Genomic DNA, 22,004 nt, shown 5'->3' with positions numbered 1-22,004 from the left:
TTCGCCAGCACATCAGTGTCATGCCGCAGACAATCAACGTCCAAGAAGTCTGGACTCAGAGTTCACGGCGGTTTGGCAAGGCTCATGTCGGAGAGGGAATCGTTCTCTGGAAGATTTGCAAGCCGTATGCACGGCTTGTGCCTCTGAGCCCGCAACGAGCCTATGGTGAGCGCTGCTTTAGCGTTGGACATCGCGCCCAGGCACCGCTTGGGCAAGCTGGGGCCGCCCGGACACACGCTACGGGGCCACGACGCGCTGATGGCCGCGGATGGTTTCATGCCGCTTGCGATCACGGCTGCGCATGCACTCATGGTTGTGGCTTTCCAGCGACCGCACCAGTATCCCTTCCATGGCATGTTGGCGGCGCGGGCAGCATTGGAACGACTGGCAATGGTCTGTCGCGATCCGTTGATGAGTCATTTCGACGTTGAGGTAATCTGGTGAGTCGTTTCGAAAGTCTGACGATGATTGGGTTGATCTCTGAGCAGATCACGGCGCCGACGGATCAACAGAGTGCGTGAGGACAGCCGACAAACCGAGTGTTGCAATGGCCGGGTCACATGATCCAAACGCAGGAATTTCTCAGCCCACGCGCGCGATGACCGAGCCAGCGCGCCATCGCATCCTTCTTGTCACGCGCAATCTGCCTCCCTTGGTCGGAGGCATGGAACGCCTGAACTGGCACATGGCCGCGGAGCTGGCCAAGTACGCCGACGTGCGCGCGATTGGACCTGCCGGCTCAGCGCTGCTGGCGCCGGAAAGCGTTGCAATCGAGGACGTCCGCCTCAGTCCGTTGCCACGCTTCCTGATCAATGCGCAATGGAAAGCTCTCTGTCTGGCACGTCGTTGGCGTCCAGATCTCGTGCTAGCGGGCAGTGGTCTGACCGCGCCGCTGGCAGTGCTCGCCGCAAAAGCATGCGGCGCAAAGGCCGCCGTCTACGTGCACGGCCTTGACCTCACCGTTCAACAAGCCGTCTATCGCTCTGTGTGGCTTCCGGCAATCCGGCGTATGGATATGGTCATCGCCAATAGCCAAGCTACTCGCAAGCTGGCGATCGATGCGGGCGTCGCTGCCGGGCGCATCGGCATCGTGCACCCAGGCGTCGATCTGCAGACTATCGATCCAGATCCTCAAATTGCAGCCGACTTTCGCGCGAGACATCAGCTTGGACAACACCCTGTGCTGTTGTCCGTCGGGCGCTTGAGTCGACGCAAGGGTATGCGTGAATTTGTCGCCGATGTACTGCCACAGATCGTCGCCGCGAGGCCCAACGTCATGCTGCTGATTGTTGGCGATGCACCCAAGCAGGCATTGCATGCGGAAACCCAAAGTCGCGAAAGCATCCAGGCTGTTGCCGATACCCACGCGGTGGGCGGCAATATCAGGTTTCTCGGATTGATCAGCGACGGCGAACTCGAAGCCGTTTACCGGGCGGCCGATGTGCATGTGTTTCCCGTGCAGCACGTTCCGAACGACCCGGAAGGTTTCGGCATGGTCGCGTTGGAGGCCGCCGCACAAGGATTGCCTACCGTCGCTTATGCCACTGGCGGCGTGGTCGATGCGGTGTCCGAGCGACTATCAGGTCGTTTGATCGCGCCCGGCGATGTGGATGGAATGGCGAGAGCTGTTCTGGACACGCTCGATAGCGGGCACGCCCTCCGCGCGTCCAGCATGGAGTTTGCGTCCGCATTCGCATGGCCTACTTTCGGAGATAACCTGCGCCTGTTGTTGGGCATGCGACATGGCTGATTCCATTGAAGCCGGACGCAGTCCGGACACTGCAGCAAGCAGGGGTGATTCGCGCCAACCGCATGCGGTGCTCGACCTGACGTCGCGCCGCCTGAAAGGCTTGAAGATCGAACGCCTACTCGATCTCGCCAGCCGGGCGCAACCCATGCGCATGCTGGAAGTCGGCACCGGTTCCGGCGGCATCGCACACTACTTCGGCACCCACCCGCAATTGCGCTGCGAGGTAGTTGCGGTGGATGTCCATGACAATCGTCTTGTCACCGAGGGTTACCGCTACCTGCAGGTGCACGACACGCACTTGCCCTTTCCCGACCAATCATTTGACGTGGTGCTGACCAATCACGTAATTGAACACGTCGGCAACGAACGGGCGCAGCTTGCGCATCTCGCGGAGGTGCGCCGCGTGTTGCGTCCGGGAGGTGTGGGGTACCTCGCCGTGCCGAATCGCTGGATGCTCGTCGAGCCGCACTATCGACTGGCGTTCCTCAGCTGGTGGCCGCGTGCTTGGCGCTCTCGGTACCTTTTATGGCGTCGCGGAGTCGCGTTCTATGATTGCGAACCGCTGAGTGTAGGCCAACTCGAAATGTTGCTGCAGGAAGCAGGGTTTGACTTCTCGGACAGGGGCGTCGAGGCGTTGCGGCTCACCTTGGAACTTGAATATTCGAGGCGATCGATCCACCGGCTCGTGTTCGATCGAGTACCCGACTGCGTTTTGCGGTCGCTTCGAGCGCTCAACCCGACATTGGTCTATTCGATCGTGTCAGACAAGGCGGTCTTTCATGCTCGCGAGGCCGCTCCGCCCGCTAGAGTCGTGACATGAATCGTACTCTGACCGTGTGGCTGCCGACCATTCGGGCGGGAAGCGGTGCCGACGTCTTCACCCAGCGACTTGCAGATGCGCTTAAGAGGCGAGGAGTGAATGCGATCGTCACGTGGTTTCCGCATCTGACCGAGCTGGCACCCTACATGCGCATGTTCGATCGGGCACCCGCGGGCGTCGATGTCATCCATGCGAACAGTACGTATGCATTCGCATTCAAAAGGAAGAATATTCCGCTGGTCGTCACCGAACATCACTATCTTCTCGATCCGGCTTATCTGCCGTTCAAATCGTTGCCACAAAATCTTTATCACCGCATATTGCTCAAGCGCTTCATTGATTCGTCGTACAAAAGGGCAGCAGCGGTAACAACAGATAGCGTGTTCACTGCCGGCGTGCTCGCACGCACCCGCGGCATCAAGGTGACCCGAACCATTCCTCTGTGGGTCGACTACGAGTTGTTCTCCCCCGGCGCCATCAGGGCAAGGCGCGACGGTCCATTTCGCCTTCTCTTCGTGGGAAATGCTTCTCGCAGAAAGGGAGGTGATGTGATTCCCTTTCTCGCCCGGCGACTGGGCGCAGGGTTCGAAATTCAGTGTACCGGAGGGCTTCGTGAGTTCGCAGTGAACGGCAAGGAAGCGAATATCATCTGGCTGGGCCGGCTTTCGCAGGAAGCGCTGATTTCAGCTTATCGGGATTGCGATGCAGTCGTTGTTCCGTCGCGCTATGAAGGATTCGGCTACTCGGCGCTTGAAGGAATGGCGTGTGGCAAACCGGTGGTCGGTTTTCATTGCGGTTCCATCGAGGAAGTAGTGAAGGATGAGAGCTCAGGTTTGTTATGCGATGTGGACGACGTCGACTCACTTCGAAAAAATTGTCAGCGCCTTGCGACCGAGTTTGGAATGGCTGTCTCGCTCGGAAGAGAGGGTCGTCGAGTGGCGACTACTGTGTTTTCAGAAGAGGCAGCGTTGGAAGCCTATATAAATCTCTACCACAGCCTTGTCTAGCTATCCACTCTGTGCCCGCGCCAGCTCACCCGAATTCTCTCCACAAGCGGTCGTGGGGTCACGCAAAATTCAATACCTATCTCAGGTTTGAGACGAAGTCGCGACAATGAACACTCAGTATGGTCGTTCCGCACGCACGCGCGCCACTTCTCGTCGGAGAGTGCTGAGAGCCCGTGGAGGACTCCGTAGCAGTGCTACTGCAACACTCGCGTCCGCAACGTCCAATAGCGGCACTCCCTCCGATCCGGCGGATTTTGACCGCAAGGCGTCCACGAATTTCCGAATAAACAGTTGTGTTCGCAATGTCGGTCGTTTGCGTTTCGCGACGGCCAGCGCCTTTGCAAAGTCCAGCCCATGCATGTTGGCAAACCTCTTTCCCCAACCCTGAATTATAGATTCGCGTGTGTCGGCAAGCCCCAATATTATGGCGAGCTGCTCAAAATGCTGCGACCTCTCAGGTGCGCGCAGTGCTGCGGACTGGAGGTAGGATTCATAAGTGTGCGCGTGCAGCGAAATTGGATAGCCGCCGGACTCGCTCAAAGGAACAGCTGCGTGGAACGGGATATTGGGTTCCTCACTGAAAACCTTACTGGGAAGGGCATTGTCGTGCGGCCTCTTGGAGAAAAATGATGTTCCCGTGCTGTGCCTGGATATTCCACTTATTGTCAGAGGAATCTCAGAATAGGCGAAATAATCCGTGAGTGAGGCAATGGCAATTCCTGAATAAATATCGGGATTGCATGAGGAAAAAAAAGAGCCCGTACGTGCCTTGATCTCTTGCAATATGGACATGTCGACCAATCCTCCGTTGTAGATCAACGGCAGATTGCGATATGAGCAAGCGCCCGACATTACGCGAGCCAGCCACCGACGCGAGTTGCGGATCGTGAGGGAATTTCCGCTCGGGGCGATCAAATGGCCGTATCTTGCCCAACCATCATTTGGCCAGTTGTACGTGCATGATCGAGTGAGAATCGCCTTGACTTTTGTGCGCTCGATTAACCCAACAGCGCTGACTATCGCATCCGGCGTCAATCCGTCGTCGTCGCCGATGAACATGACCCAGCCGCCGTCCACCTTGGACAGGGCAAACTCCCAGTTATGGGACATGCTCACTCGCTCGCCCGTATTGACATACAGTATTCGTGAATCATTGGCAGCGTCCACGACGGAGCGTGTTTCGTCGGAACTGGCATTGTCACTAACGACTACTTTCAGGTTTGCGTAGCGTTGGCGCTTAACAGTTCGCAAGCACGCGGCAAGCACGTCGCTTCGTTCGCGCGTGGGGATAACGACCGTCACCTGGGGAGTTGTCATTAGCAATCTTCCGGTAACTGTTGCTCTATGAGACTTTTAAAATGTGTATCAGCGGAGGGCGGTGAGGAGCGTAGGAACCAGCGCTTCTACTTGACGGATTTGCGAGCAAATTTCTCAATTTGGCGCTTGATGGAACTAAGCGCTATAGCTCGGACTTCCGGCGCAGCTGCAGTTGCGGCTGTGAGGGTCAGAATACCCGCAAACGCGAGCATCGACAGCCCGGCAGCGTCGCGCGGAAGTGGTGGCAGAATCAACCTTGCTATCGACACCACTGCCAAGGCCATGACTAGGGAAGGGGCCAGATCACGCAAGTACCATCGGCTCAATTCACCGCGCAACAATCGCCGGTGCATTATTGGAATTCCAAACACGAAAAAGCCGGCGTTCGCGAGAAGCCAAAGCGATGCAGCCCCATCGAGCCCATATCGTGATATGGCCAACCAGCAAAGCGGCGTCCCCACCAATAAGGCTATCACGTTCATGCACAGCGCCAGTCGCGTCCAGCCGCTAGCTAGCTGCAAGGCGTACGGGACGTTCGCCAACCCGTTCAGCGCAGAACCAGCGGCCAGTAGCGTGAGTGAAAAAGCGAGCCGTGACGCCAGCACCGCATCGCCCGTCCACAATCGGAGAATGTCGCTCGAGAAGGCGATCATGAGGAATGCGACAGAGAAGATTACAGCCGAAGCACATTGACTGCTGAGGTGATAGAGATCCGAGAGAGTTGTTTGGTTTTTTGCTGCGATCAGACGGCTGAAGCGTGGGTACACAGCGTTGAACATCGGCTGCACCATTCTTCCAAGCCCCGCGGAGACACTCAAAACGAGTGTGTACGATCCAAGATCCGCGAGGGGCCGCAACGCGGCCAAGGAAGCTCGATCGACCTGTGACAGCAACAGCGCGAGCGTATTGACCGCGAAAAGGCCAGTTGCGAATGCGCAATTTGATTGGACGAGCGTGACGGAAAAGCGCGCAGCCTGCGGAGATTTTGGGAGTCGCCCCCACACCACGAGCGCTGTAACCACCGATTGACAAGCTCCCATGGCGACGTACCACCAAAGGAACGCAGCAAGTGTCGGTTCAACCCATCGTAGAATGATGAGCGCGCCAACACCGCGGAGCGTCGCGAATGTGGCCAGAATGAGATTAAGGGCAGGCTGCTTTTCAAGCCCCGAAAGGCAGTTGGAGTAGAAATTGCTGGGCCACAACAACGCGACAGCAGCGCCCATGATGGCTACGCTGCGTGCGGTTTCTGCTCGTGTTATGTGTTCGGGGTGCAGCCATTGATCCGCTATTATGTCGCTGGCCGTCCAAATCGCGACACCGATAAACAGCGACATGGGCCATATTAGCCATTCGAATGTCCTTACCAGATCGTGCATCCCTTGGAGTACGTGCGGTTCGTGTGAACGACGTGAAAGCTCACGATTTACGGCACCGCCGATGCCGAAATCGAACATTTGAGAAATGGATTGCAGCGCCAGCATAAGGCCGACAAGTCCGAACGATTCGAGGCCAAGAATTCGAACATATTGAGGCAGGAAAGCAATGGCCATCACGGCCATCCAGATCTGGCCGGCGTAGTTGGAAAGGATATTCGTGCGCAGTTTGGGCATTTTGATTCGATGCCTAAATCCGGCGTAAATAGCCCCCGGGAGCCACAGTAATCCCGAGTTTCGCCTCAATGTCTTCGTCTACTTCAAAATTGCGATTGTCCACCAGGAATTCCTGTACCGCCGTCTTCGGGTTGTTCCCCACATCCCACGGACGTTCTGGAAACGACCCAGCAGGCATGTCTTGGATCACCGTGTCAAAAACAACGCAATAACTGTTACTCGTCACAAGCGATGCGTATGCGTTGAGTTCGGCCAGGACATGATCGTGGGTATGGTTGGAGTCCAGAATGATCATGACCGATGCGCGCCCTCTTGCGGCGGCGCGGACTCGGTCAATCACGGCCGGCGAGACGGACGAGCCTTGGATCATGTCAATGCGGTTTGCCATCGGGTGGGACTCGATAGCCGCACGGTTGTGACTTCGAATGTCGATGTCTACACCAAGAACACGCCGGCGTGGCGATTTCGGGTCTAGCAACGCATTGGCGTCGACAGCATCGCAATAATCTAGTAGTGCGAGCATCGAGGCGCTCAATATCAACGACCCACCGTGCGCAATCCCTGTTTCAATGATCAAATCAGGCTTTATGTGCCATATCAGTTCCTGGGTTGCAACGATATCCTGAGGATATTGGATGATGGGACGTCCCAACCATCGAAAATTGTATGAGTATCGATGAGGATGCGAATCGCGAAGCCAGTCGAGCGAACGTTTCCTGAAAACGTCATCTCCTTTCAGTCCTTCGATGTTTTGCGAAACCAAGGTTTCAAATTCGAGTGTCGGATCCATTTCAAATCTCTTTTTTTGAAATATTCGCAATCAGTACTCGGGCAGGATTGCCCACCACCGTCTGCGAGTCAGGAACGTCTCGTGTAACGACAGCACCTGCACCCACAGTTGCGCCTCGTCCAATTCGAATTCGCGGGAGGATTACCGCACCTGCGCCGACGAAAGCAAAATCCTGCACGACGACTTCCCCTGCAAGCGTTGCACCCGGCGCGATGTGGACACCGTTTCCGATGACGCAGCCGTGGTCGACACTTGCCTTCGTATTGATGATGACCGCATCGCCGAGTTTCGAATTCGCGCAAACTGCGCCCAGTGCCATGACTTGGCAGCCATCTCCCAGCAGCGCGCCTGCAGCCACAAAAGCTCGAGGATGCACGATCGTGACAGGGGGATATCCCCGCGCTTCCAGCCACCGAAGTATTGACAGCCGATCGCGTCCATTCCCCCCGCCGATCGCCACGCTTGCACGGATAGGACGATCCCCGGCATACAGATGTTCCCATTCAACTAGTCCAGATGGCCCCTCAAAAACTCGCAAGTCGTCGAATGGCGAGGGTACGGGGCGATTGTCAAACAGAGCGACCAAAGAAACATGTTCCGGATCAAGCGCATCACGAAGTGCCAGCGCGTGACCCGTAGCGCCCCAGAAAATGACGGGAATCATGTTCGAACCGCAAATTGATCAACAACCAGTTGCGAGACGCGACAGAGTTGCTCCAACGAAATATCATGATAGCTTGGGAGATTTACGCCCCTGGTCGAAAGGGACGCTCTCCTGCTATCGCTTCGGAAATCTCTGAATGGCGGCAACGAAGACAGGGGCCAGAAAAACACGCGGCCATCGATGTTGTTGGCCTTGAAAGACGAGATCAGGCAGTTACGGTCGAACGAACTCCGCTCGTCGGCCACGAATGTGGGCATCCAATATCCATTCGACGTGTGGGCGGGCTCGGGATTCATGATCAATGGAAGATCGCTAAGTGCCTCTCGGTAATAATCGAAAACGCGACGTTTTGCAGCGATAAGGCTGTCGATCCTTTCCATCTGCGCGCACCCGATAGCGGCTTGGATATTGGACATCTTGTACTTGAATCCAATCGTCTCCGACCAGAACTGTCTCTGTTCGTTGCGCGATCGACCGTGATTGGAAAGCGTAAGTACACGCTCGTAAAGCGCATCGTCACTCGTCACAAACATTCCGCCTTCGCCCGTGGTAATTGTCTTGGTTCCATGGAAGGAAAAGGCGCCGAAGGTGCCGAGGGATCCAGCACGATGACCGTGCCAGACGGAGCCGATGGCTTCTGCAGCGTCCTCTACTAGATAAATTCCATGGCGGTCTGCAATCGTTTGCAGCGCGTCCATGTCGCAGAGGTTCCCGTACAAATGCACTGCGAGAATTGCTTTTGTTCTGGGAGTTACGGCGGCTTCGACGGCGGCTGGATCGAGGCACCAAGTATCGGGCAGGACGTTTACGAATACCGGTTTTGCGCCGAGATAAGTGATCGGCGCCGCCGACGCAATCCAATTGATATCAGCCATTATCACTTCGTCGCCGCCGCCGATACCGAGCGCAGCCATGCCCATGTGCAAGGCACCTGTTCCGCTAGATGTGGCTATCGCATGGCCGACCCCGAGATGGTCGCAGAACATCCTTTGTAGTCGTTCAATGTACTCGTAGCAGTGCTCACCCCAACCATTTGCGGCGGCATCCGCCGCGTAACTTGTTTCGAGAGATGTGATCGATGGTTTGGTGTAATAAATTCGGCTTTTCGTCTCAGCGCTCATGTCAACTCGAGCTTCGGAATAATGGTCAAAATCTTTCCTCCCCAAGATCGGATGTACTCCAGCTGTGCGGCAATTTCGGCCTTTATATTCCATGGCAAGATCACCACGAAGTCTGGACGGCGAGTCCTTAGATGAGCTTCTCCAACTACCGGAATGCGCGATCCAGGAAGGTAGCGTCCTTGTTTGTGGGGCGATGCGTCAACGACATAAGCCAAAAGGTCAGAGCGCACCCCCGCATAATTGAGCAACGTATTGCCTTTCGCCGCGGCGCCATAGCCGGCAACTTGCTTGCCGGCTTTCTTGGCTTCCAGCAAAAAGACTAAGAAGTCATTCTTGATCGTATCGGCCCGAGACTGGAAGCCGTGGTAATAATCCATACTGTTCATGCCTCTCGCCGATTCCCCCTTCAGCATCTTATCTACAGAGGGCAATGTCCGATGCGCAGCCGGTTGCCTGCACACCCACAAGCGAAGCGATCCGCCGTGCGTCTCCAGCTCTTCGACATCCCAAATGCGTAGTCCATGCTTCTCAAATACTCGCTGGGCCGTGTGAAACGAGAAATACGAGAAATGTTCGTGATATACCGTATCGAACTGGCCTTGCGCGACCAGCTGCATCAGATGTGGGAATTCGACGGTGATGACACCTTGGGGCGCCAGCATTGTAGACAGCCCGCTGACGAAGTCGTTGAGGTCGGGCACATGCGCGAGCACATTGTTTCCGATGATCAAGTCGGCACAGCCGCGATCCGCGACGAACTCGTGCGCTAATGCGCAACCAAAGAACCGGTCGATACTCTCAATACCCAGTTCACGCGCTGCGGCGGCTGTTCCTGACGTCGGCTCGATGCCCACGCATGGAATGCCGCTGGCTTTGACGTACTGGAGCAGATATCCGTCGTTCGAGGCAACTTCGACGACGAGGCTGTGCCCATCCAATCCCAACCGCTTGACGGCCACTTCGACGTAGCGTTTCGCATGCGCCAGCCAGCTGCGCGAGAACGACGAAAAATACACGTAGTCGCCGGCGAACAGGGCATCGTGCTTCTGCACCTCGTCAACTTGCACGAGATGGCAGCGCGCACAGGTGTAGAGGCGCAATGGAAAGTAGAGCTCCGCCGCGCCGAGGTCGGATTCCGACAGAAATGCGTTGGAAGGTGGCGCGCTGCCGAGGTCCAGGAAGACGTCGCTGAGGAGGGCGGCGCAGAATCGGCATTTCATGGATGAACCCCTCCGTACGACGGATCGATAGGCTTATAACAACGATCCTTTTCGGAGATCGACGTGACAGCGAGAGGCCACGGGATCGAGATCATCAGGTCGTCATGGAGTATTCCTGCTTCATTGGCAGGCGTCCATGCGGTCGTATGCATGTACAGCAACTGCACGTCGTCGCTGAGAGCCTGGAATCCGTGCGCAAAACCCTCCGGTATGAATATCGACTTGCCGTTCTCGCCCGACAGCTCTACAGCATGCCAGAGCAAAAACGTCGCCGAACCGGCACGAAGATCGACCGCCACATCGAATACTCGTCCTCGCAGGCAGCGGATCAGTTTCGCTTCCGCCGCAGGAGGCTTCTGGTAGTGCAGACCGCGAACGGTGCCCGCCCGCGTGGTTTCCGACAGGTTGATCTGGGTGAAGTGGATCGAGGGACGAATGGTCGCGAGTTCGTCTTCGCAAAACAAACGGGTGAATCGGCCGCGGTTGTCGGCGATTGGCGCGCTGGCGATCTCGAACAGTCCGTCGAGTGACGTCGGCACGACGATCATGTCGCCCAACCCAGGCCATGCGCCCGTGCATCGACGACATATTGCCGAAGATCGTCGACGCTGCTCACTTCGCCCGTTTCGCCCTGTTGTCGATACCATGCGGCAGTTCGCGCGAGTGCGGTATCGATGTTCCAGACGGGTCGCCAGGAGAGCTTCTGGACAGCCTTGTTGGAATTCAACCGTAGTGTGGGCGCTTCGTGCGGCTGCGGTCGCTCGTCACTGGTGATTCGCAGCGAAGGCCAGTGAGTGCCCAGACGCGACGCGAGGTCGCGGACCGATAATTCACCTGTTTGATCGGGTCCGAAATTCCATCCGCCGGCAATAGAGGCGTTCTGCTGCAGCGCGCTCGCCAAAAGCAGATAGCCCGAAAGAGGTTCGAGCACGTGCTGCCATGGCCGTGTCGCGGACGGGTTGCGAATCGACAGCGGTCTATCCGACGAGGCGGCTCGCACGAGGTCCGGGACGAGACGATCTTCCGCCCAGTCGCCGCCGCCGAACACGTTGCCCGCTCGCGCTGTCGCAATCCTCAGGGCGAATCCGCGACCATCGTCCGTTGTGAAAAAAGCATCGCGGTAGCAGTCGGACACCAGTTCCGCGCACGCCTTCGAACAGCTGTACGGATCGCGGCCACCCAGTCGATCCGATTCGACATAGCCCGCGGTCTCCATGCTTTCGCTGTAGACCTTGTCCGTGGTCGCGTTTACTACGACCCTCACCGATGAACAGTTGCGGATTCCCTCGTAGAGGTTGATCAGCCCCGTCACGTTCGTATCGAACGTCGCCGCCGGCTCGCGATAACCGCGGCGTACGAGCGGTTGCGCGGCGAGGTGGAAGATAACCTCGGGCGCGATGCGTTTTACTGTGTCGTGTATGGCGTCACGGTCGCGGATGTCGCCCCGGTGATCACGGACATCATCGAGGGCGAGCAGCGACCAGTGGTTTGGGGATGTATCGGGATCGAGTGCCAGACCTGAAACGCGGGCGCCCATTTCCCGCAGCCACAACACGAGCCACGATCCTTTGAAGCCGGTATGGCCCGTCACCAGGACGCGGCGGTCCCGGTAGTACCCGCCGAAAAGACGTGTCAGTCCCAAGTCTTCCAAGGCGCGTCCCCGCTCTGCCATAACTCTTCAAGTTTGATCTTGTCGCGCAGAGTGTCCATGGGCTGCCAGAACCCCTCGTGAGTATAGGCAGACAGCTGTCCGTCGCGGGCGAGCGCTTCGAGTGGTTCCCGCTCCCAAACGGTCTCGTCCCCGCCGATGTGGTGCAGCGCATCGCGTTCGAGGATGAAAAATCCCCCGTTGATCCACGAGCCGTCACCTTGGGGTTTTTCGGTAAACCGGCTGATGCGATGACCGTCGATGTCGAGCGCTCCGAAACGACCAGGAGGCTGCACTGCGCAGACGGTTGCGAGAGTGCCGCGTTCGCGGTGAAACGCGATCTGCGCAGTCATGTCGACGTTCGACAAACCATCGCCGTAGGTAAAGCAGAATGTTTCGCTATCGAGATACTCGGCGGCGCGCTTGAGACGCCCGCCGGTTTGCGTCTGCTCGCCGGTGTCAACCAGCGTGACTCGCCACGGTTCGGCGTGCCGATGATGGACCTCCATCTTGTTGCGTGCGAGATCGAAGGTGACGTCGGATGTATGCAAAAAATAGTTGGCGAAGTATTCCTTCACCATGTAGCCCTTGTAACCGAGGCAGATGATGAAGTCGTGGATGCCGTGCTGCGAGTAGAGCTTGAGCACGTGCCACAGCACCGGCTTGCCGCCGATTTGGATCATCGGCTTCGGCCGCACCGCCGATTCTTCGCTGATGCGGGTTCCGAATCCGCCTGCGAGTATCACTGCCTTCATAAGCGCATTCCTGGATGACCGACCCGGGTCTCGTCCGGGAATTTAGCACGCCGAACTCTATCGCTCGACATCATGAAGGAGCATCCGCGCGCTCGGCCACATGACTTGGCACGGCGTGGAAAGCTGGCATTGCTTCAGGGGGGCGTGGTGGTGGGTAATCTAGCTTGATGGATATCGAGTGTGCTTCGCAAAGGCAGTATGAATCCGTCGAGCATACCCAATAAGTTCCTTCGCTCCAGCGCTTCGATTAGCGAACGTGCCTCTGCAAGCTTTCCATTGTTGATGAGCACGACGATGAGATTCGACTTCGCCGCGAGGTCGTTGGGTGAACTACGAACGACTTCGCGATAGTCCGATTCCGCTAGCGCATGATCGCCCAGGATGTGCCACGCGTATTCACCGTGTACGGACAGCAGCCCATTGGCTGGCGGATGCGAAAATGCCGCCGCATAGACCTTGCCCAGCTCGGGAACGTCCGACGGTTTGCACTGCCCACCGATGAAGCAATGATTGAGATGCACGAGCGCGTGGATGCCATTGGTGTCGGGTGGCGCGCGTTCGAGTTTTGCAATGAGTGACGTCCAAATATCCTCAGGTCCGGCATAGCCCGATTCGCCAAGCAGCGTAAGGATGCTTTGTTCGAAGTGGATGCCCGCATTTGGCAGATGACGAGCGTTTTGAAGCACAGCAAGCGCGGTCTGCGCCGGGCCGGACGACTGGGTCTGCATCGACTCCTGCAAGAGCGCTTGTGAATAGTCGTACTGCGCATTTGGCGACAGCGGTCGTTTTGCGGCCTCTGTCGACGAGAGTCGCAGCGGACTGGACCATTCGTCCGCGCGCATCCACAGCACGCCCGTATAGAAAAACGTGACCAGGACGACGGCTGCAATACGAAACGGCGTACGCCGCAGTGGTCCTTCCAACGCCAGCCCTCCCACGCTGGCGAGCAGCAGTGCGGCAGAAGGGAAATAGTTGCGATGCTCGAACGCGAGAATCAGCGGTACCACGGTGCCTGTCAGCAGGTGTCCGGCAAAAAACCAGAAAATTCCGAGTGCGAACAGCGGTCGACGACGACACTGCCAAATCGCAGCGCAAAAAAGCGCCGTCAGAGCAACAATCGATGAGAGCGTGCTGGGCGGATCCAGCAGCCCGTGTGACACGGTGATATCGTCATGGTAAAGCGTGAGCACATCGAGGTTCGGAGCGACGATCCACGCAATGTAACTGACGATAACTCGGCTTTCGGTCATCAAACGGTCGATCAGGAATGCGCTGTGCCCGGTGCCCAGAGCGACTCCGATGTAACGGCCCCACATCCAGTAGACGCCGATCAGGAAAGGGAGCAAGAGCGTGGCCGTGAACAGGCCGACTGTAGCGCGACTGAGCCGTCCGTCGCGGTTGCGACCCATGGCGAGGCAAATCTCGAGGAGCACCACGTAGAGTGGCAGCATGATTCCGCTTTCCTTCGCCAATACGCCGAGGATCGTGCAAACAATTACACTTGCCCACAAGCTTGCTTCCCCTCCTTCTCCGAGCCAGATTTTCCTGCGCGCGGTCGCGTACCACCACAAGCCGAGGAACGTGAAACTTGTTGCCAGCGATTCGAGCCGCTGCACGACGTAGAGCACCGCGGTTAGATTGATTGGAAGCAGCAGCCAGAATCCAGCGATGACTGCGGCCGCCATGCCAATGTCGAACGTCACCGCCTCGGTTGTGGTTTCGCGACGCAGCGCGAACACGCTTCGCAGCGCCAGGAAAAGCAGCCAGCCATTCGCGAGATGGATCCCGAGGTTCGTCAGTTTGAAGCCGAATGGCGAGAGGCCGCCGAAAAAACTGTTGACCGCAAAGGTCAGCATTGTCAGCGAACGAAATGGTGGAGTTCCGGATGGAAACGCGATTGCCGCCTTCCACCATTCGGCCAGCGCTCCGGTCTTCACCTGCACGTCGGTATTGCCGGTGATCGAACCCCAATCGTCGTAGACGAAGCCGCCATGCAGGCCGGGCAGGTAGGCAAGCGCCGCGATGGCGGCGAACGCCGCCATCATAAGAATGGGCTTTGACCAACGTGGGGAGGGGGGCATGGGATCCGTTGACGTCAGCGTATTTCTGACTCGTCGGTTCGATACTAGCAGCACGACGTGATTCCACATCCCTGAAGTAGATTCCGGGCAGGTTATGTAGGTCGATCGGACAGACAAAAAAAACCCCTGCAAGCAGGGGCTTTTTCTTCAGCGGAGAATTAAATCAACCGCGGCACGAAGCCGGCAGCAGTTCCTTCGCGACGGTGCTGCTCGTGCAGGTCCAGCCGGTCAGCTGACCGGACGCGGCCGCACCGATACCCGCGCTCGGCTTGAGGCTATACAGAAGAGAATTGACGCCCGTGCCGACAGCGGTGTACTTCGCGGTGATTTCACCGTTGGTGGCTGTGTAGCTGAGAGCGGACATGTACTGGCTCGGCTTGGTGTTTCCGCAACCAGCGGCAGTCAGATCCGCCGGCATCTTGTTGAGGCTGGCAACGTACTCAACGACGGACGACTTGCACGCGTCAACGGCAACAATGCCTTCCGTGACCTTCGAGCGCTTGATGTAGTTCTGGTACGCCGGCAGAGCGATGGCGGCCAGGATGGCGATGATGGCGACGACGATCATCAGTTCGATGAGGGTGAAGCCTTTGCTGATCTTCTTCATGGGTGGATCCTCTTCTGGTGTCGGTTAATAACGGTTTGCCCCTAGAGCCGCCAACCTTTGCCAGGCAGGCCCGCTTCCGCGATCGCTTTCTATCCGGCGATCGACGGCTCGCAGATGGTATGTAGCAGCTTCCATGCCAACCCCGGGTCGAACGATAGGGCACGCGTTCCTGAATGTCGATGTCGGACGATGAGACGCCGTTCTCAGCTTCGAAGAAAGGCTTCCCGAGGATTGTCAGTGTGTGACAATTTCTGCGGCAAATGTGGCCGATCTCCGGTCCGCTGCTGGACTCCCGTGCCAGCGTCGCTGCCCGCTCCGTACGTGATGCATTACATCCAGCAAGAATCGTTCCGCCCGATGGACGTCGCGTCGTTCATCTGGCTAGCATGCGGATCAACTGGGGTGAACCATGATCAACGAACGTGTTGCGCGGTCGGGTGTTGTGCTGATGCTGCTGTTCGCGATCTCCGGATTCGCGGGGCTGATCTACGAGTCCATCTGGACACAGTATCTGGGGCTTTTTCTTGGCCACGCGGCTTACGCACAGTCGTTCGTGCTGGTGCTCTTCATGGGTGGCATGGCGCTGGGTGCGCTCATCGCGAGCCGCTACAGCGAGCGCATGGCGCGACCGCTGGTGTGGTATGCGTTGATTGAACTGCTCATCGGCATTGCAGGGATCACCTTCGATCCTGTGTACCGTGCGTTGTCCGGGTTTGCGTACGACGTCTTGTTCCCGATGGCCGGTTCGGGCATAGGCGTCGAGCTGATCAGATACCTCGTCGCCGCCGTTCTGATCGGCGCCCAGTGCATTCTCCTCGGCGCCACATTTCCGCTGATGAGCGCAGGCTACCTCCGGCTCACACCCGCCTCCGGTGGGCGCGTGTTGGCGGGCCTCTATTTTTCAAACAGCCTCGGCGCTGCGATTGGCGCACTGACGGCTACGTTCGTGCTGCTTCCGGGGGTTGGACTTCCGGGAACGGTGTTGACCGGAGGAATGATCAGCGTGCTTGTCGCGGTGGCAATCTGGCCTTTCGCGAAGCAGCCGACGCAGGCGCGGCGCGCGTCCACTGCGATCGACGGTGGCAATGTTGTCGCCACGTTGATCTTCGCCGCTGCGGCGATCACCGGAGCAACCTCGTTTGTCTACGAGATCACCTGGATCCGGATGCTCGCGCTCGCATTGGGCACGACCCTTCATGCGTTCGAGTTGATGCTTGCCGCATTCATCAGCGGAATCGCGTTCGGGGGCCTGTGGCTTCGCAGGCGCGCCGACGGCATGCAAAACCCGCTGGCAATTGCCGGCTGGGCGCAGGTCTTGATGGGCGTAGCGGCATTGGTTTCTCTGTTTGTGTACATGCATGCCTTCGAGTGGGTGTCGTGGCTGATGGCGGCGGTGAACAGGAACGGCGCGGGATATGTGATGTTCAATCTCACCAGCGCGGCGATTGCGGTTGCCGTGATGTTTCCTGCAGCATTCTTCGCCGGCATGACGTTGCCGTTGTTGACGCTCGCACTGATCCAGCGCGGGGCGGGTGAGCGTGCGATCGGGCGCGTGTATTCCGCGAACACGGTCGGTGCAATCGTCGGCGTGCTGCTGACGATCCATGTGTTGATGCCATTGCTGGGAGTCCGCATTGCGTTGTGGCTTGCGGCAATTGCCGACATTGTGCTCGGGATCTATCTGTTAGGTCGTGACGCGAAGCGCGAACAGAGGACCCCATCACTCGTGTTCGCGTCCGTCGCCGCCGGAGCCCTCATCGTCGTCGCGTTCGTTGGAACCGCCGTGGATTCGCGGACACTCGCGTCGTCGGTTTACCGCTCGGGAATCGCAACGTTGTCACAAAATTTCCAGATGCTGTTCCACAAGGACGGCAAGACCGCCACCGTGTCGATGTTCCAGGCACCTGGCCCGACACAACATCGATCCATCGCAACCAACGGCAAAGTCGACGCCGGGATCGATACCCAACCAGACGCTCCTGCGTCCGGCGACGAATACACGATGGGGCTCGCAGCAGCGGTTCCGCTGTCGCTGAGCGCAAATCCTGCAACCGTTGCCGTGATCGGGTTCGGGTCGGGCATGACCGTGCACACGCTGCTGGGCAGCGATCGCGTCCAGCGCGTTGATGTGGTCGAAATCGAGCCGCTCATGGTGGAGGCGGCGCGGCAGTTCGGAGATCGCGTGCAGCGCGCCTACTCTGACCCGCGCGCGCACATCATCATCGATGACGCAAAGGCCTACATGTCGGGCAACGGACTCACGTACGACGTGATTGTGTCGGAACCGTCAAATCCGTGGATGGGAGGAACCGCAACGTTGTTCTCGGACGAGTTCTACGGATTTGTGCCGAAGCATCTGAATGCGGATGGAGTCTTCGTGCAATGGCTGCAGCTGTACGAAATCACACCGGATCTGGTGGCTTCCGTTCTCAAAGCGATGTTGCCGCACTTTGCCGACGTGCATGCATATCTCACGAACTCGTCCGACATGCTGCTCGTGGCATCGGTGAAACAGCCGTTGCGTCCTAACCTGGACGTTGTTTCCCTTGATCCGAGACTGCAGCAGGAGCTCGCGAGAATCGGTGTGAGGGACGCGAAAGACATCGCAACCTACCGCGTGCTGGATCGTCGCGGACTCGAAGCGCTCACGCAGGGAACCGGTGAGCCGGCCAATTCGGATTTTTTCCCGGTGCTGCAACTGCAGGCGCCAAAGGCGCGTTTCATGAATGGTCGTGCGACGACCATCAACGAACTGCAGCAGGCGGCTTGGCCGCTTCTCGAAGTAACCGCCGGGTATGAGCCTGTGTCCGTGCTTCGCGAAGAGCGACCCCAAGGCGCGACGATGGCGCGCGACACGGGCGTGCGGACTGCGCGAGCACTTCGCACGGCGTTGCTGCGCGTTTCGTCCATCGACGAAGATCCGGAGACGTCGAATCTGCCGAGCGACTTCAAGTTTCTGAAGACCGTTGCAGGCATTTGCCAAATCGATGCAATGCCCGATGCGTGGGTGGAAGCAAGTGTCGCCGCCGCCGCATCCACGATTCCGTATTTGTCTGCAGAAGACCTGAAGGGCATCTGGATCGATCCGTCGTGGTTCGCACAATGCCGCCCAACAAACCCGACTGTGCTGGCCGCATTGAAGTTCCATGCAGCGATGGCCGCGCGCAATTGGTCGGAGGTTGCGACGCAGGGAGACGCAATTCTCGCTCGGGCAGCCGCAGGCACTCCTATATTCGACGCCTACGTGTTGGGCGCAATGGAACTTGCGGAACTTGCGTTGGGACACGCGTCTGGCCCGCGGTCGGTGGAAGACCGTTACGGCGCGCGAATTCGTGGTCACGAAGTGGAGAGGCAGTGGATGCTGACACTCGGCAGCATGGCCGGCTCCGAAAATGAGGCCGCATCGAACATGAGCCAGTAGGCTGACGGAAGCGACGTTTCGGTCGTTCCGTCGATTGTGCGGAATTCGGCTTCCCGGCTCGCTTCAGTGGTTCCAGGGATTGACGGATGCCGGTCTCAGCACGGCACCGGACTCGCGATCGAGCAGCATGACCAGACTCGCTTTGCGCGCGACCAGTGGAACCCACACGATGCTATCGGCCGCATGCCCGCTTTTTGCGATTGCCGCGTCCAGATTTGCCTGCTCTTGCGGGTTTGCGGGTTTCAATGCGTCGAGCGGCTTGGCCTTTTTCAGGAGCGCGGGCGCGGCGACATCGTAGTCCACGTAATACTTCGGAAACTGTTCGATATCCTTGCCGGCAGTACCGGCGAAAAGCACGTTGTTGCGCTCCTGCCAGGTCGTCGGCATCTGCGTGCCGACCAGCAGCGGGCCGGTCATCGACAGCGAGCGGAACTCGGGTTTGGTTCCCTGCGCGAGATCTTTAGGGTCAATGTCGCTCGCCGCGACAAGAACGAGGCGATCCACCGACATTGCAATGAACACGGGTCGCGATCGGAGCACCACCGAGAGGCCATAGGTCAACGCGGCCGCTTGCAGCAGCCCGATCAGTGCAAGGTCGAATTTCAGCCCGCGCTTGCCGGACTTGAACACGATCAGCGTCAACAAGGGCCCGAGCACAAGATCCACGCTGACCATCAGCACGACCAGCGTATCCGCGCCTGCCGCGTGAAAATAGGGCGGTGGATACCAGACGAGCAGCAACAACGCGCCGACGATGAGGCCGATGGCCAGGCTGATCGCGAGATGGATGGCGGAGGCTTTCCAGCGCGTCATGACGGTTCCGGAACGAGGGTCGAGGGAGCGTAAAATTTAACCCGCGAATCCCGGTCGATTGCAAGTGTTGCAGTCGGAAAGTTGCGGGGGCGCGTTCCGCATTCGATCCACGGCGCCCCCGCAGCGCTACTCGATGCCGAGTTTTTCCAGCCGATAGCGCAATTGCCGCAGCGTCAGCCCGAGATGCTTCGCCGCCGCCGTGCGATTCCAGCGTGTTGCTTCAAGCGCTTTCATGATCGCGACGCGCTCGGTTTCAGCCACCGCGGCAGCGAGGTCGCTGGGAAAGCCTTCGTCATCTGCAGGCTCCGGGGCGAACGACTGCGGCGGCGGCGGTGCGGGCGCAGGGGCACGGGCTTCGGAGAGGTTCGGCATCGCGCTGGTCGGCGTATTGGCCCAGGTGTCTGCCGCCGATGCCGCAGAACGGTCGCGCACCACCAGGCGAAGGTCTTCGACCCCAATGGTGTTGTTCTCGCACAGCGCCACGGATCGCTCGAGCACGTTTTCCAGTTCCCGCACGTTGCCCGGGAAATCGTACGCAAGCAGCGCGCGCAACGCATCCGGTTCGAGGTGGGCAGGCGGGTTGCCGTTGTCCTTGCCCAGGCGTTCGAGAACGCGGCCAGCGAGTTTCGGAATGTCTTCGCGCCGATCGCGCAGCGGTGGCACGCGCAGTTCGATCACGTTGATGCGGTAGAACAGATCCTGGCGGAATGCGCCGAGTTCGACCAGTCGCGCAAGATTCTTGTGGGTCGCCGAAAGAATGCGCACGTCGACGCCGATTTCCGCGCGTGCGCCGATGGGGCGGACGGCTTTTTCCTGGATCACACGCAGCAGCTTCACCTGCATGTGCATCGGCAGTTCGGCGACTTCATCGAGGAACAACGTGCCGCCTTGCGCCGCATGGAACAGCCCGTCCTTGTCCGCCTGTGCACCGGTGAAGCTGCCGCGCTTGTGGCCGAAGAACTCGCTTTCCATCAGTTCGGACGGGATCGCACCGCAGTTGACCGGAACGAACGGTGCGGTCGACCGCGGCCCGAGTTCGTGGATCAGGCGGGCGACGAGTTCCTTGCCGACACCGGATTCGCCAGCGATGTACACCGGCGCCTGGCTGCGGGCAACCTTGGCAATGGTGGCGCGCAACTCGTTCATCGGCGCCGAATCACCGATCAGCTTGCCGGTGCTCGCGACCTGCTCGCTGCGTTTTTCTTCGGACAGTTTCAGCGCGGTCTGCACCAGTCGGCGCAATACGCTGATGTCGACCGGCTTGGAGACGAAGTCGAACGCACCTGCTTTCAGTGCGTCGACGGCGGCATCGACGTTGCCGTACGCCGTGATCATCGCGACCGGAGTTTCCGCATACTGCGCGGCGATGAGCGCAATGATTTCCTGCCCCGAGCCGTCTGGCAGGCGCATGTCGGTAAAGCACAATGCGTAGCGTCGTTCGGTGAGCCGCTGACGCGCCTCGGCAACCGTCGCCGCGGTTTCGACCAGCAGATCCATGCGGCCGAGAGTGAGCGTGAGGAGTTCGCGGATGTCGCGTTCGTCGTCAATGACGAGGGCGTATTGCTTGGTCATGCGTGCGAGTCGATGGCCGAAACAGGGGTGGGAAACCAGTGCTACCGCGCAGCGTAGAGCGTGACGGGCATCAACGCAAAGACTGGATCATCCGGAGGGGACGCCCGCCGCGTCAGGCCGATTGGCGCGCGGCGCGCGGGCTGAGCATCGAGCCTGAGCCCGCCGGGGTGAGGGTGATGCGGAAACAGGCCCCGCCGCCGGCAACGGGCACGTATTCGAGCGACGCCTGGCTCGCTTCGCTCATCTGCTTGGCGAGATACAGGCCGAGGCCGGTGCCGTATTCGTGGGTGGTGTAGAACGGTTCGAAGATCTGCGCGGCAACCTTGGGCGGAATGCCGGGGCCGCGGTCGACAATCTCGATCAGTGGCGGACCCTTGTCGGTGGCAAGCCGCGCAACCACGTTCACGCGCGCCGGCTGGTTCGGCTGGCGACCGTAACGGATTGCGTTCTGCACCAGGTTCCACACCACCTGCTGTAGATGCTGCGGATCGACCATCGCTTCGATGGTGCGGTTCTGGGTGACCGCGCGCAGATGATCGCCGCCCAGATCGTTCGATTGCTTGTAGTCCTCGACGAACGCGAGGACCCACGCGTTCATGTCGATGCTCTCAGGTCGCGAGCGCTCACGTCGCGACAGCTGCAGAATGTTCTCGACCACGTCGTTCGCACGTGTGCAGTGGTTGTTGACGATGTCGACGAGGCGCTTGTCCTCGGCGTTGAGCTCCGGCGATTCGGCCAGCAGTTGCGCCGAATAGCGGATCGCCGCGAGTGGATTGCGGATCTCGTGGGCGATCGAGGCGGACAA

18 protein-coding genes are annotated in these 22,004 nt (G+C 58.8%); 4 read left to right on the top strand and 14 right to left on the bottom strand.

Going from position 1 to position 22,004, the window contains the following annotated elements:
• The first annotated feature begins 598 nt into the window (after positions 1-598).
• From ABIV12_RS14110 to ABIV12_RS14100, 3 genes are read left to right on the top strand one after another with little or no spacing between them, the layout of a single operon-like run.
• Positions 599-1,750: a glycosyltransferase family 4 protein gene (locus ABIV12_RS14110; RefSeq protein ID WP_348060393.1), complete on the top strand. Its 1,152-nt coding sequence runs from the start codon at positions 599-601 to the stop codon at positions 1,748-1,750.
• The gene (locus ABIV12_RS14105) at positions 1,743-2,570 is read left to right on the top strand and encodes a methyltransferase domain-containing protein (protein WP_348060391.1); all 828 of its coding nucleotides are present in this window, start codon (positions 1,743-1,745) and stop codon (positions 2,568-2,570) included. Before ABIV12_RS14110 ends, ABIV12_RS14105 begins: the two co-directional genes overlap by 8 nt.
• Positions 2,567-3,577, top strand: a complete 1,011-nt coding sequence (locus ABIV12_RS14100; protein ID WP_348060389.1) for a glycosyltransferase family 4 protein — start codon at positions 2,567-2,569, stop codon at positions 3,575-3,577. Before ABIV12_RS14105 ends, ABIV12_RS14100 begins: the two co-directional genes overlap by 4 nt.
• A 114-nt stretch (positions 3,578-3,691) precedes the next feature.
• Here ABIV12_RS14100 and ABIV12_RS14095 read toward each other — a convergent pair whose 3' ends face one another.
• From ABIV12_RS14095 to ABIV12_RS14045, 11 genes are all read right to left on the bottom strand, one after another.
• The gene (locus ABIV12_RS14095; RefSeq protein ID WP_348060387.1) at positions 3,692-4,894 is read right to left on the bottom strand and encodes a glycosyltransferase family 2 protein; all 1,203 of its coding nucleotides are present in this window, start codon (positions 4,892-4,894) and stop codon (positions 3,692-3,694) included.
• Between the two features lie 86 nt (positions 4,895-4,980).
• Complete coding sequence (locus ABIV12_RS14090; protein WP_348060385.1) at positions 4,981-6,507, bottom strand: oligosaccharide flippase family protein; 1,527 nt, start codon at positions 6,505-6,507, stop codon at positions 4,981-4,983.
• A gap of 13 nt (positions 6,508-6,520) precedes the next feature.
• Positions 6,521-7,297, bottom strand: coding sequence for a cephalosporin hydroxylase family protein (locus ABIV12_RS14085; protein WP_348060383.1), 777 nt, complete (start codon positions 7,295-7,297; stop codon positions 6,521-6,523).
• 1 nt (position 7,298) lies between these two features.
• Positions 7,299-7,961, bottom strand: a complete 663-nt coding sequence (locus ABIV12_RS14080; RefSeq protein WP_348060381.1) for an acetyltransferase — start codon at positions 7,959-7,961, stop codon at positions 7,299-7,301.
• Positions 7,958-9,082: a DegT/DnrJ/EryC1/StrS family aminotransferase gene (locus ABIV12_RS14075; protein ID WP_348060380.1), complete on the bottom strand. Its 1,125-nt coding sequence runs from the start codon at positions 9,080-9,082 to the stop codon at positions 7,958-7,960. Before ABIV12_RS14075 ends, ABIV12_RS14080 begins: the two co-directional genes overlap by 4 nt.
• Positions 9,079-10,302, bottom strand: a complete 1,224-nt coding sequence (locus ABIV12_RS14070; protein ID WP_348060378.1) for a class I SAM-dependent methyltransferase — start codon at positions 10,300-10,302, stop codon at positions 9,079-9,081. Before ABIV12_RS14070 ends, ABIV12_RS14075 begins: the two co-directional genes overlap by 4 nt.
• Positions 10,299-10,850: a dTDP-4-dehydrorhamnose 3,5-epimerase family protein gene (locus ABIV12_RS14065; protein ID WP_348060376.1), complete on the bottom strand. Its 552-nt coding sequence runs from the start codon at positions 10,848-10,850 to the stop codon at positions 10,299-10,301. Before ABIV12_RS14065 ends, ABIV12_RS14070 begins: the two co-directional genes overlap by 4 nt.
• Positions 10,847-11,953 carry a CDP-glucose 4,6-dehydratase gene (rfbG, locus tag ABIV12_RS14060; RefSeq protein ID WP_348060374.1) on the bottom strand — a complete coding sequence of 369 codons (1,107 nt, stop codon included), beginning with the start codon at positions 11,951-11,953 and terminating at the stop codon, positions 10,847-10,849. The genes ABIV12_RS14065 and rfbG overlap by 4 nt, the downstream gene beginning before the upstream one ends.
• Entirely contained in the window at positions 11,935-12,705 is a 771-nt protein-coding gene (gene rfbF / locus ABIV12_RS14055; RefSeq protein ID WP_348060372.1) for a glucose-1-phosphate cytidylyltransferase, read from the bottom strand. Before rfbF ends, rfbG begins: the two co-directional genes overlap by 19 nt.
• A gap of 134 nt (positions 12,706-12,839) precedes the next feature.
• Positions 12,840-14,747 carry a hypothetical protein gene (locus ABIV12_RS14050; RefSeq protein ID WP_348060370.1) on the bottom strand — a complete coding sequence of 636 codons (1,908 nt, stop codon included), beginning with the start codon at positions 14,745-14,747 and terminating at the stop codon, positions 12,840-12,842.
• Positions 14,748-14,949: 202 nt separating this feature from the next.
• Positions 14,950-15,393: a pilin gene (locus ABIV12_RS14045; protein ID WP_348060368.1), complete on the bottom strand. Its 444-nt coding sequence runs from the start codon at positions 15,391-15,393 to the stop codon at positions 14,950-14,952.
• A gap of 409 nt (positions 15,394-15,802) precedes the next feature.
• Between ABIV12_RS14045 and ABIV12_RS14040 the strand changes: the two genes are divergently transcribed.
• On the top strand, positions 15,803-18,814 hold the full coding sequence (locus ABIV12_RS14040) for a fused MFS/spermidine synthase (RefSeq protein WP_348060366.1): 3,012 nt from the start codon (positions 15,803-15,805) through the stop codon (positions 18,812-18,814).
• 63 nt (positions 18,815-18,877) lie between these two features.
• Here the strand turns inward: ABIV12_RS14040 and tfpZ are convergent, their stop codons facing one another.
• The 3 genes from tfpZ to ABIV12_RS14025 all read right to left on the bottom strand — a co-directional run.
• Complete coding sequence (tfpZ, locus tag ABIV12_RS14035) at positions 18,878-19,627, bottom strand: TfpX/TfpZ family type IV pilin accessory protein (RefSeq protein ID WP_348060364.1); 750 nt, start codon at positions 19,625-19,627, stop codon at positions 18,878-18,880.
• Between the two features lie 126 nt (positions 19,628-19,753).
• Complete coding sequence (locus ABIV12_RS14030; protein WP_348060362.1) at positions 19,754-21,199, bottom strand: sigma-54 dependent transcriptional regulator; 1,446 nt, start codon at positions 21,197-21,199, stop codon at positions 19,754-19,756.
• A gap of 112 nt (positions 21,200-21,311) precedes the next feature.
• Positions 21,312-22,004, bottom strand: a 693-nt coding sequence (locus tag ABIV12_RS14025; RefSeq protein WP_348060360.1) for a HAMP domain-containing sensor histidine kinase, incomplete at its 5' end; no start/stop codon positions are given.

Source organism: Dokdonella sp., from assembly GCF_039926425.1.
Taxonomy (GTDB): Bacteria; Pseudomonadota; Gammaproteobacteria; order Xanthomonadales; family Rhodanobacteraceae; genus Dokdonella_A.
This window is presented reverse-complemented; position numbering and strand designations above follow the sequence as displayed.

What these genes read in the sequence shown, in the direction of transcription:
- ABIV12_RS14110 (WP_348060393.1), top strand. Translation starts at nt 599, where the DNA reads ATGACCGAGCCAGCGCGCCATCGCATCCTTCTTGTCACGCGCAATCTG.
- ABIV12_RS14095 (WP_348060387.1), bottom strand. Translation starts at nt 4,894, where the DNA reads ATGACAACTCCCCAGGTGACGGTCGTTATCCCCACGCGCGAACGAAGC.
- ABIV12_RS14065 (WP_348060376.1), bottom strand. Translation starts at nt 10,850, where the DNA reads ATGATCGTCGTGCCGACGTCACTCGACGGACTGTTCGAGATCGCCAGC.
- ABIV12_RS14030 (WP_348060362.1), bottom strand. Translation starts at nt 21,199, where the DNA reads ATGACCAAGCAATACGCCCTCGTCATTGACGACGAACGCGACATCCGC.
- ABIV12_RS14050 (WP_348060370.1), bottom strand. Translation starts at nt 14,747, where the DNA reads ATGGCGGCGTTCGCCGCCATCGCGGCGCTTGCCTACCTGCCCGGCCTG.
- ABIV12_RS14080 (WP_348060381.1), bottom strand. Translation starts at nt 7,961, where the DNA reads ATGATTCCCGTCATTTTCTGGGGCGCTACGGGTCACGCGCTGGCACTT.
- ABIV12_RS14090 (WP_348060385.1), bottom strand. Translation starts at nt 6,507, where the DNA reads ATGCCCAAACTGCGCACGAATATCCTTTCCAACTACGCCGGCCAGATC.
- ABIV12_RS14100 (WP_348060389.1), top strand. Translation starts at nt 2,567, where the DNA reads ATGAATCGTACTCTGACCGTGTGGCTGCCGACCATTCGGGCGGGAAGC.
- ABIV12_RS14105 (WP_348060391.1), top strand. Translation starts at nt 1,743, where the DNA reads ATGGCTGATTCCATTGAAGCCGGACGCAGTCCGGACACTGCAGCAAGC.
- ABIV12_RS14085 (WP_348060383.1), bottom strand. Translation starts at nt 7,297, where the DNA reads ATGGATCCGACACTCGAATTTGAAACCTTGGTTTCGCAAAACATCGAA.
- ABIV12_RS14040 (WP_348060366.1), top strand. Translation starts at nt 15,803, where the DNA reads ATGATCAACGAACGTGTTGCGCGGTCGGGTGTTGTGCTGATGCTGCTG.
- rfbF (WP_348060372.1), bottom strand. Translation starts at nt 12,705, where the DNA reads ATGAAGGCAGTGATACTCGCAGGCGGATTCGGAACCCGCATCAGCGAA.
- ABIV12_RS14075 (WP_348060380.1), bottom strand. Translation starts at nt 9,082, where the DNA reads ATGAGCGCTGAGACGAAAAGCCGAATTTATTACACCAAACCATCGATC.
- ABIV12_RS14045 (WP_348060368.1), bottom strand. Translation starts at nt 15,393, where the DNA reads ATGAAGAAGATCAGCAAAGGCTTCACCCTCATCGAACTGATGATCGTC.
- ABIV12_RS14070 (WP_348060378.1), bottom strand. Translation starts at nt 10,302, where the DNA reads ATGAAATGCCGATTCTGCGCCGCCCTCCTCAGCGACGTCTTCCTGGAC.
- tfpZ (WP_348060364.1), bottom strand. Translation starts at nt 19,627, where the DNA reads ATGACGCGCTGGAAAGCCTCCGCCATCCATCTCGCGATCAGCCTGGCC.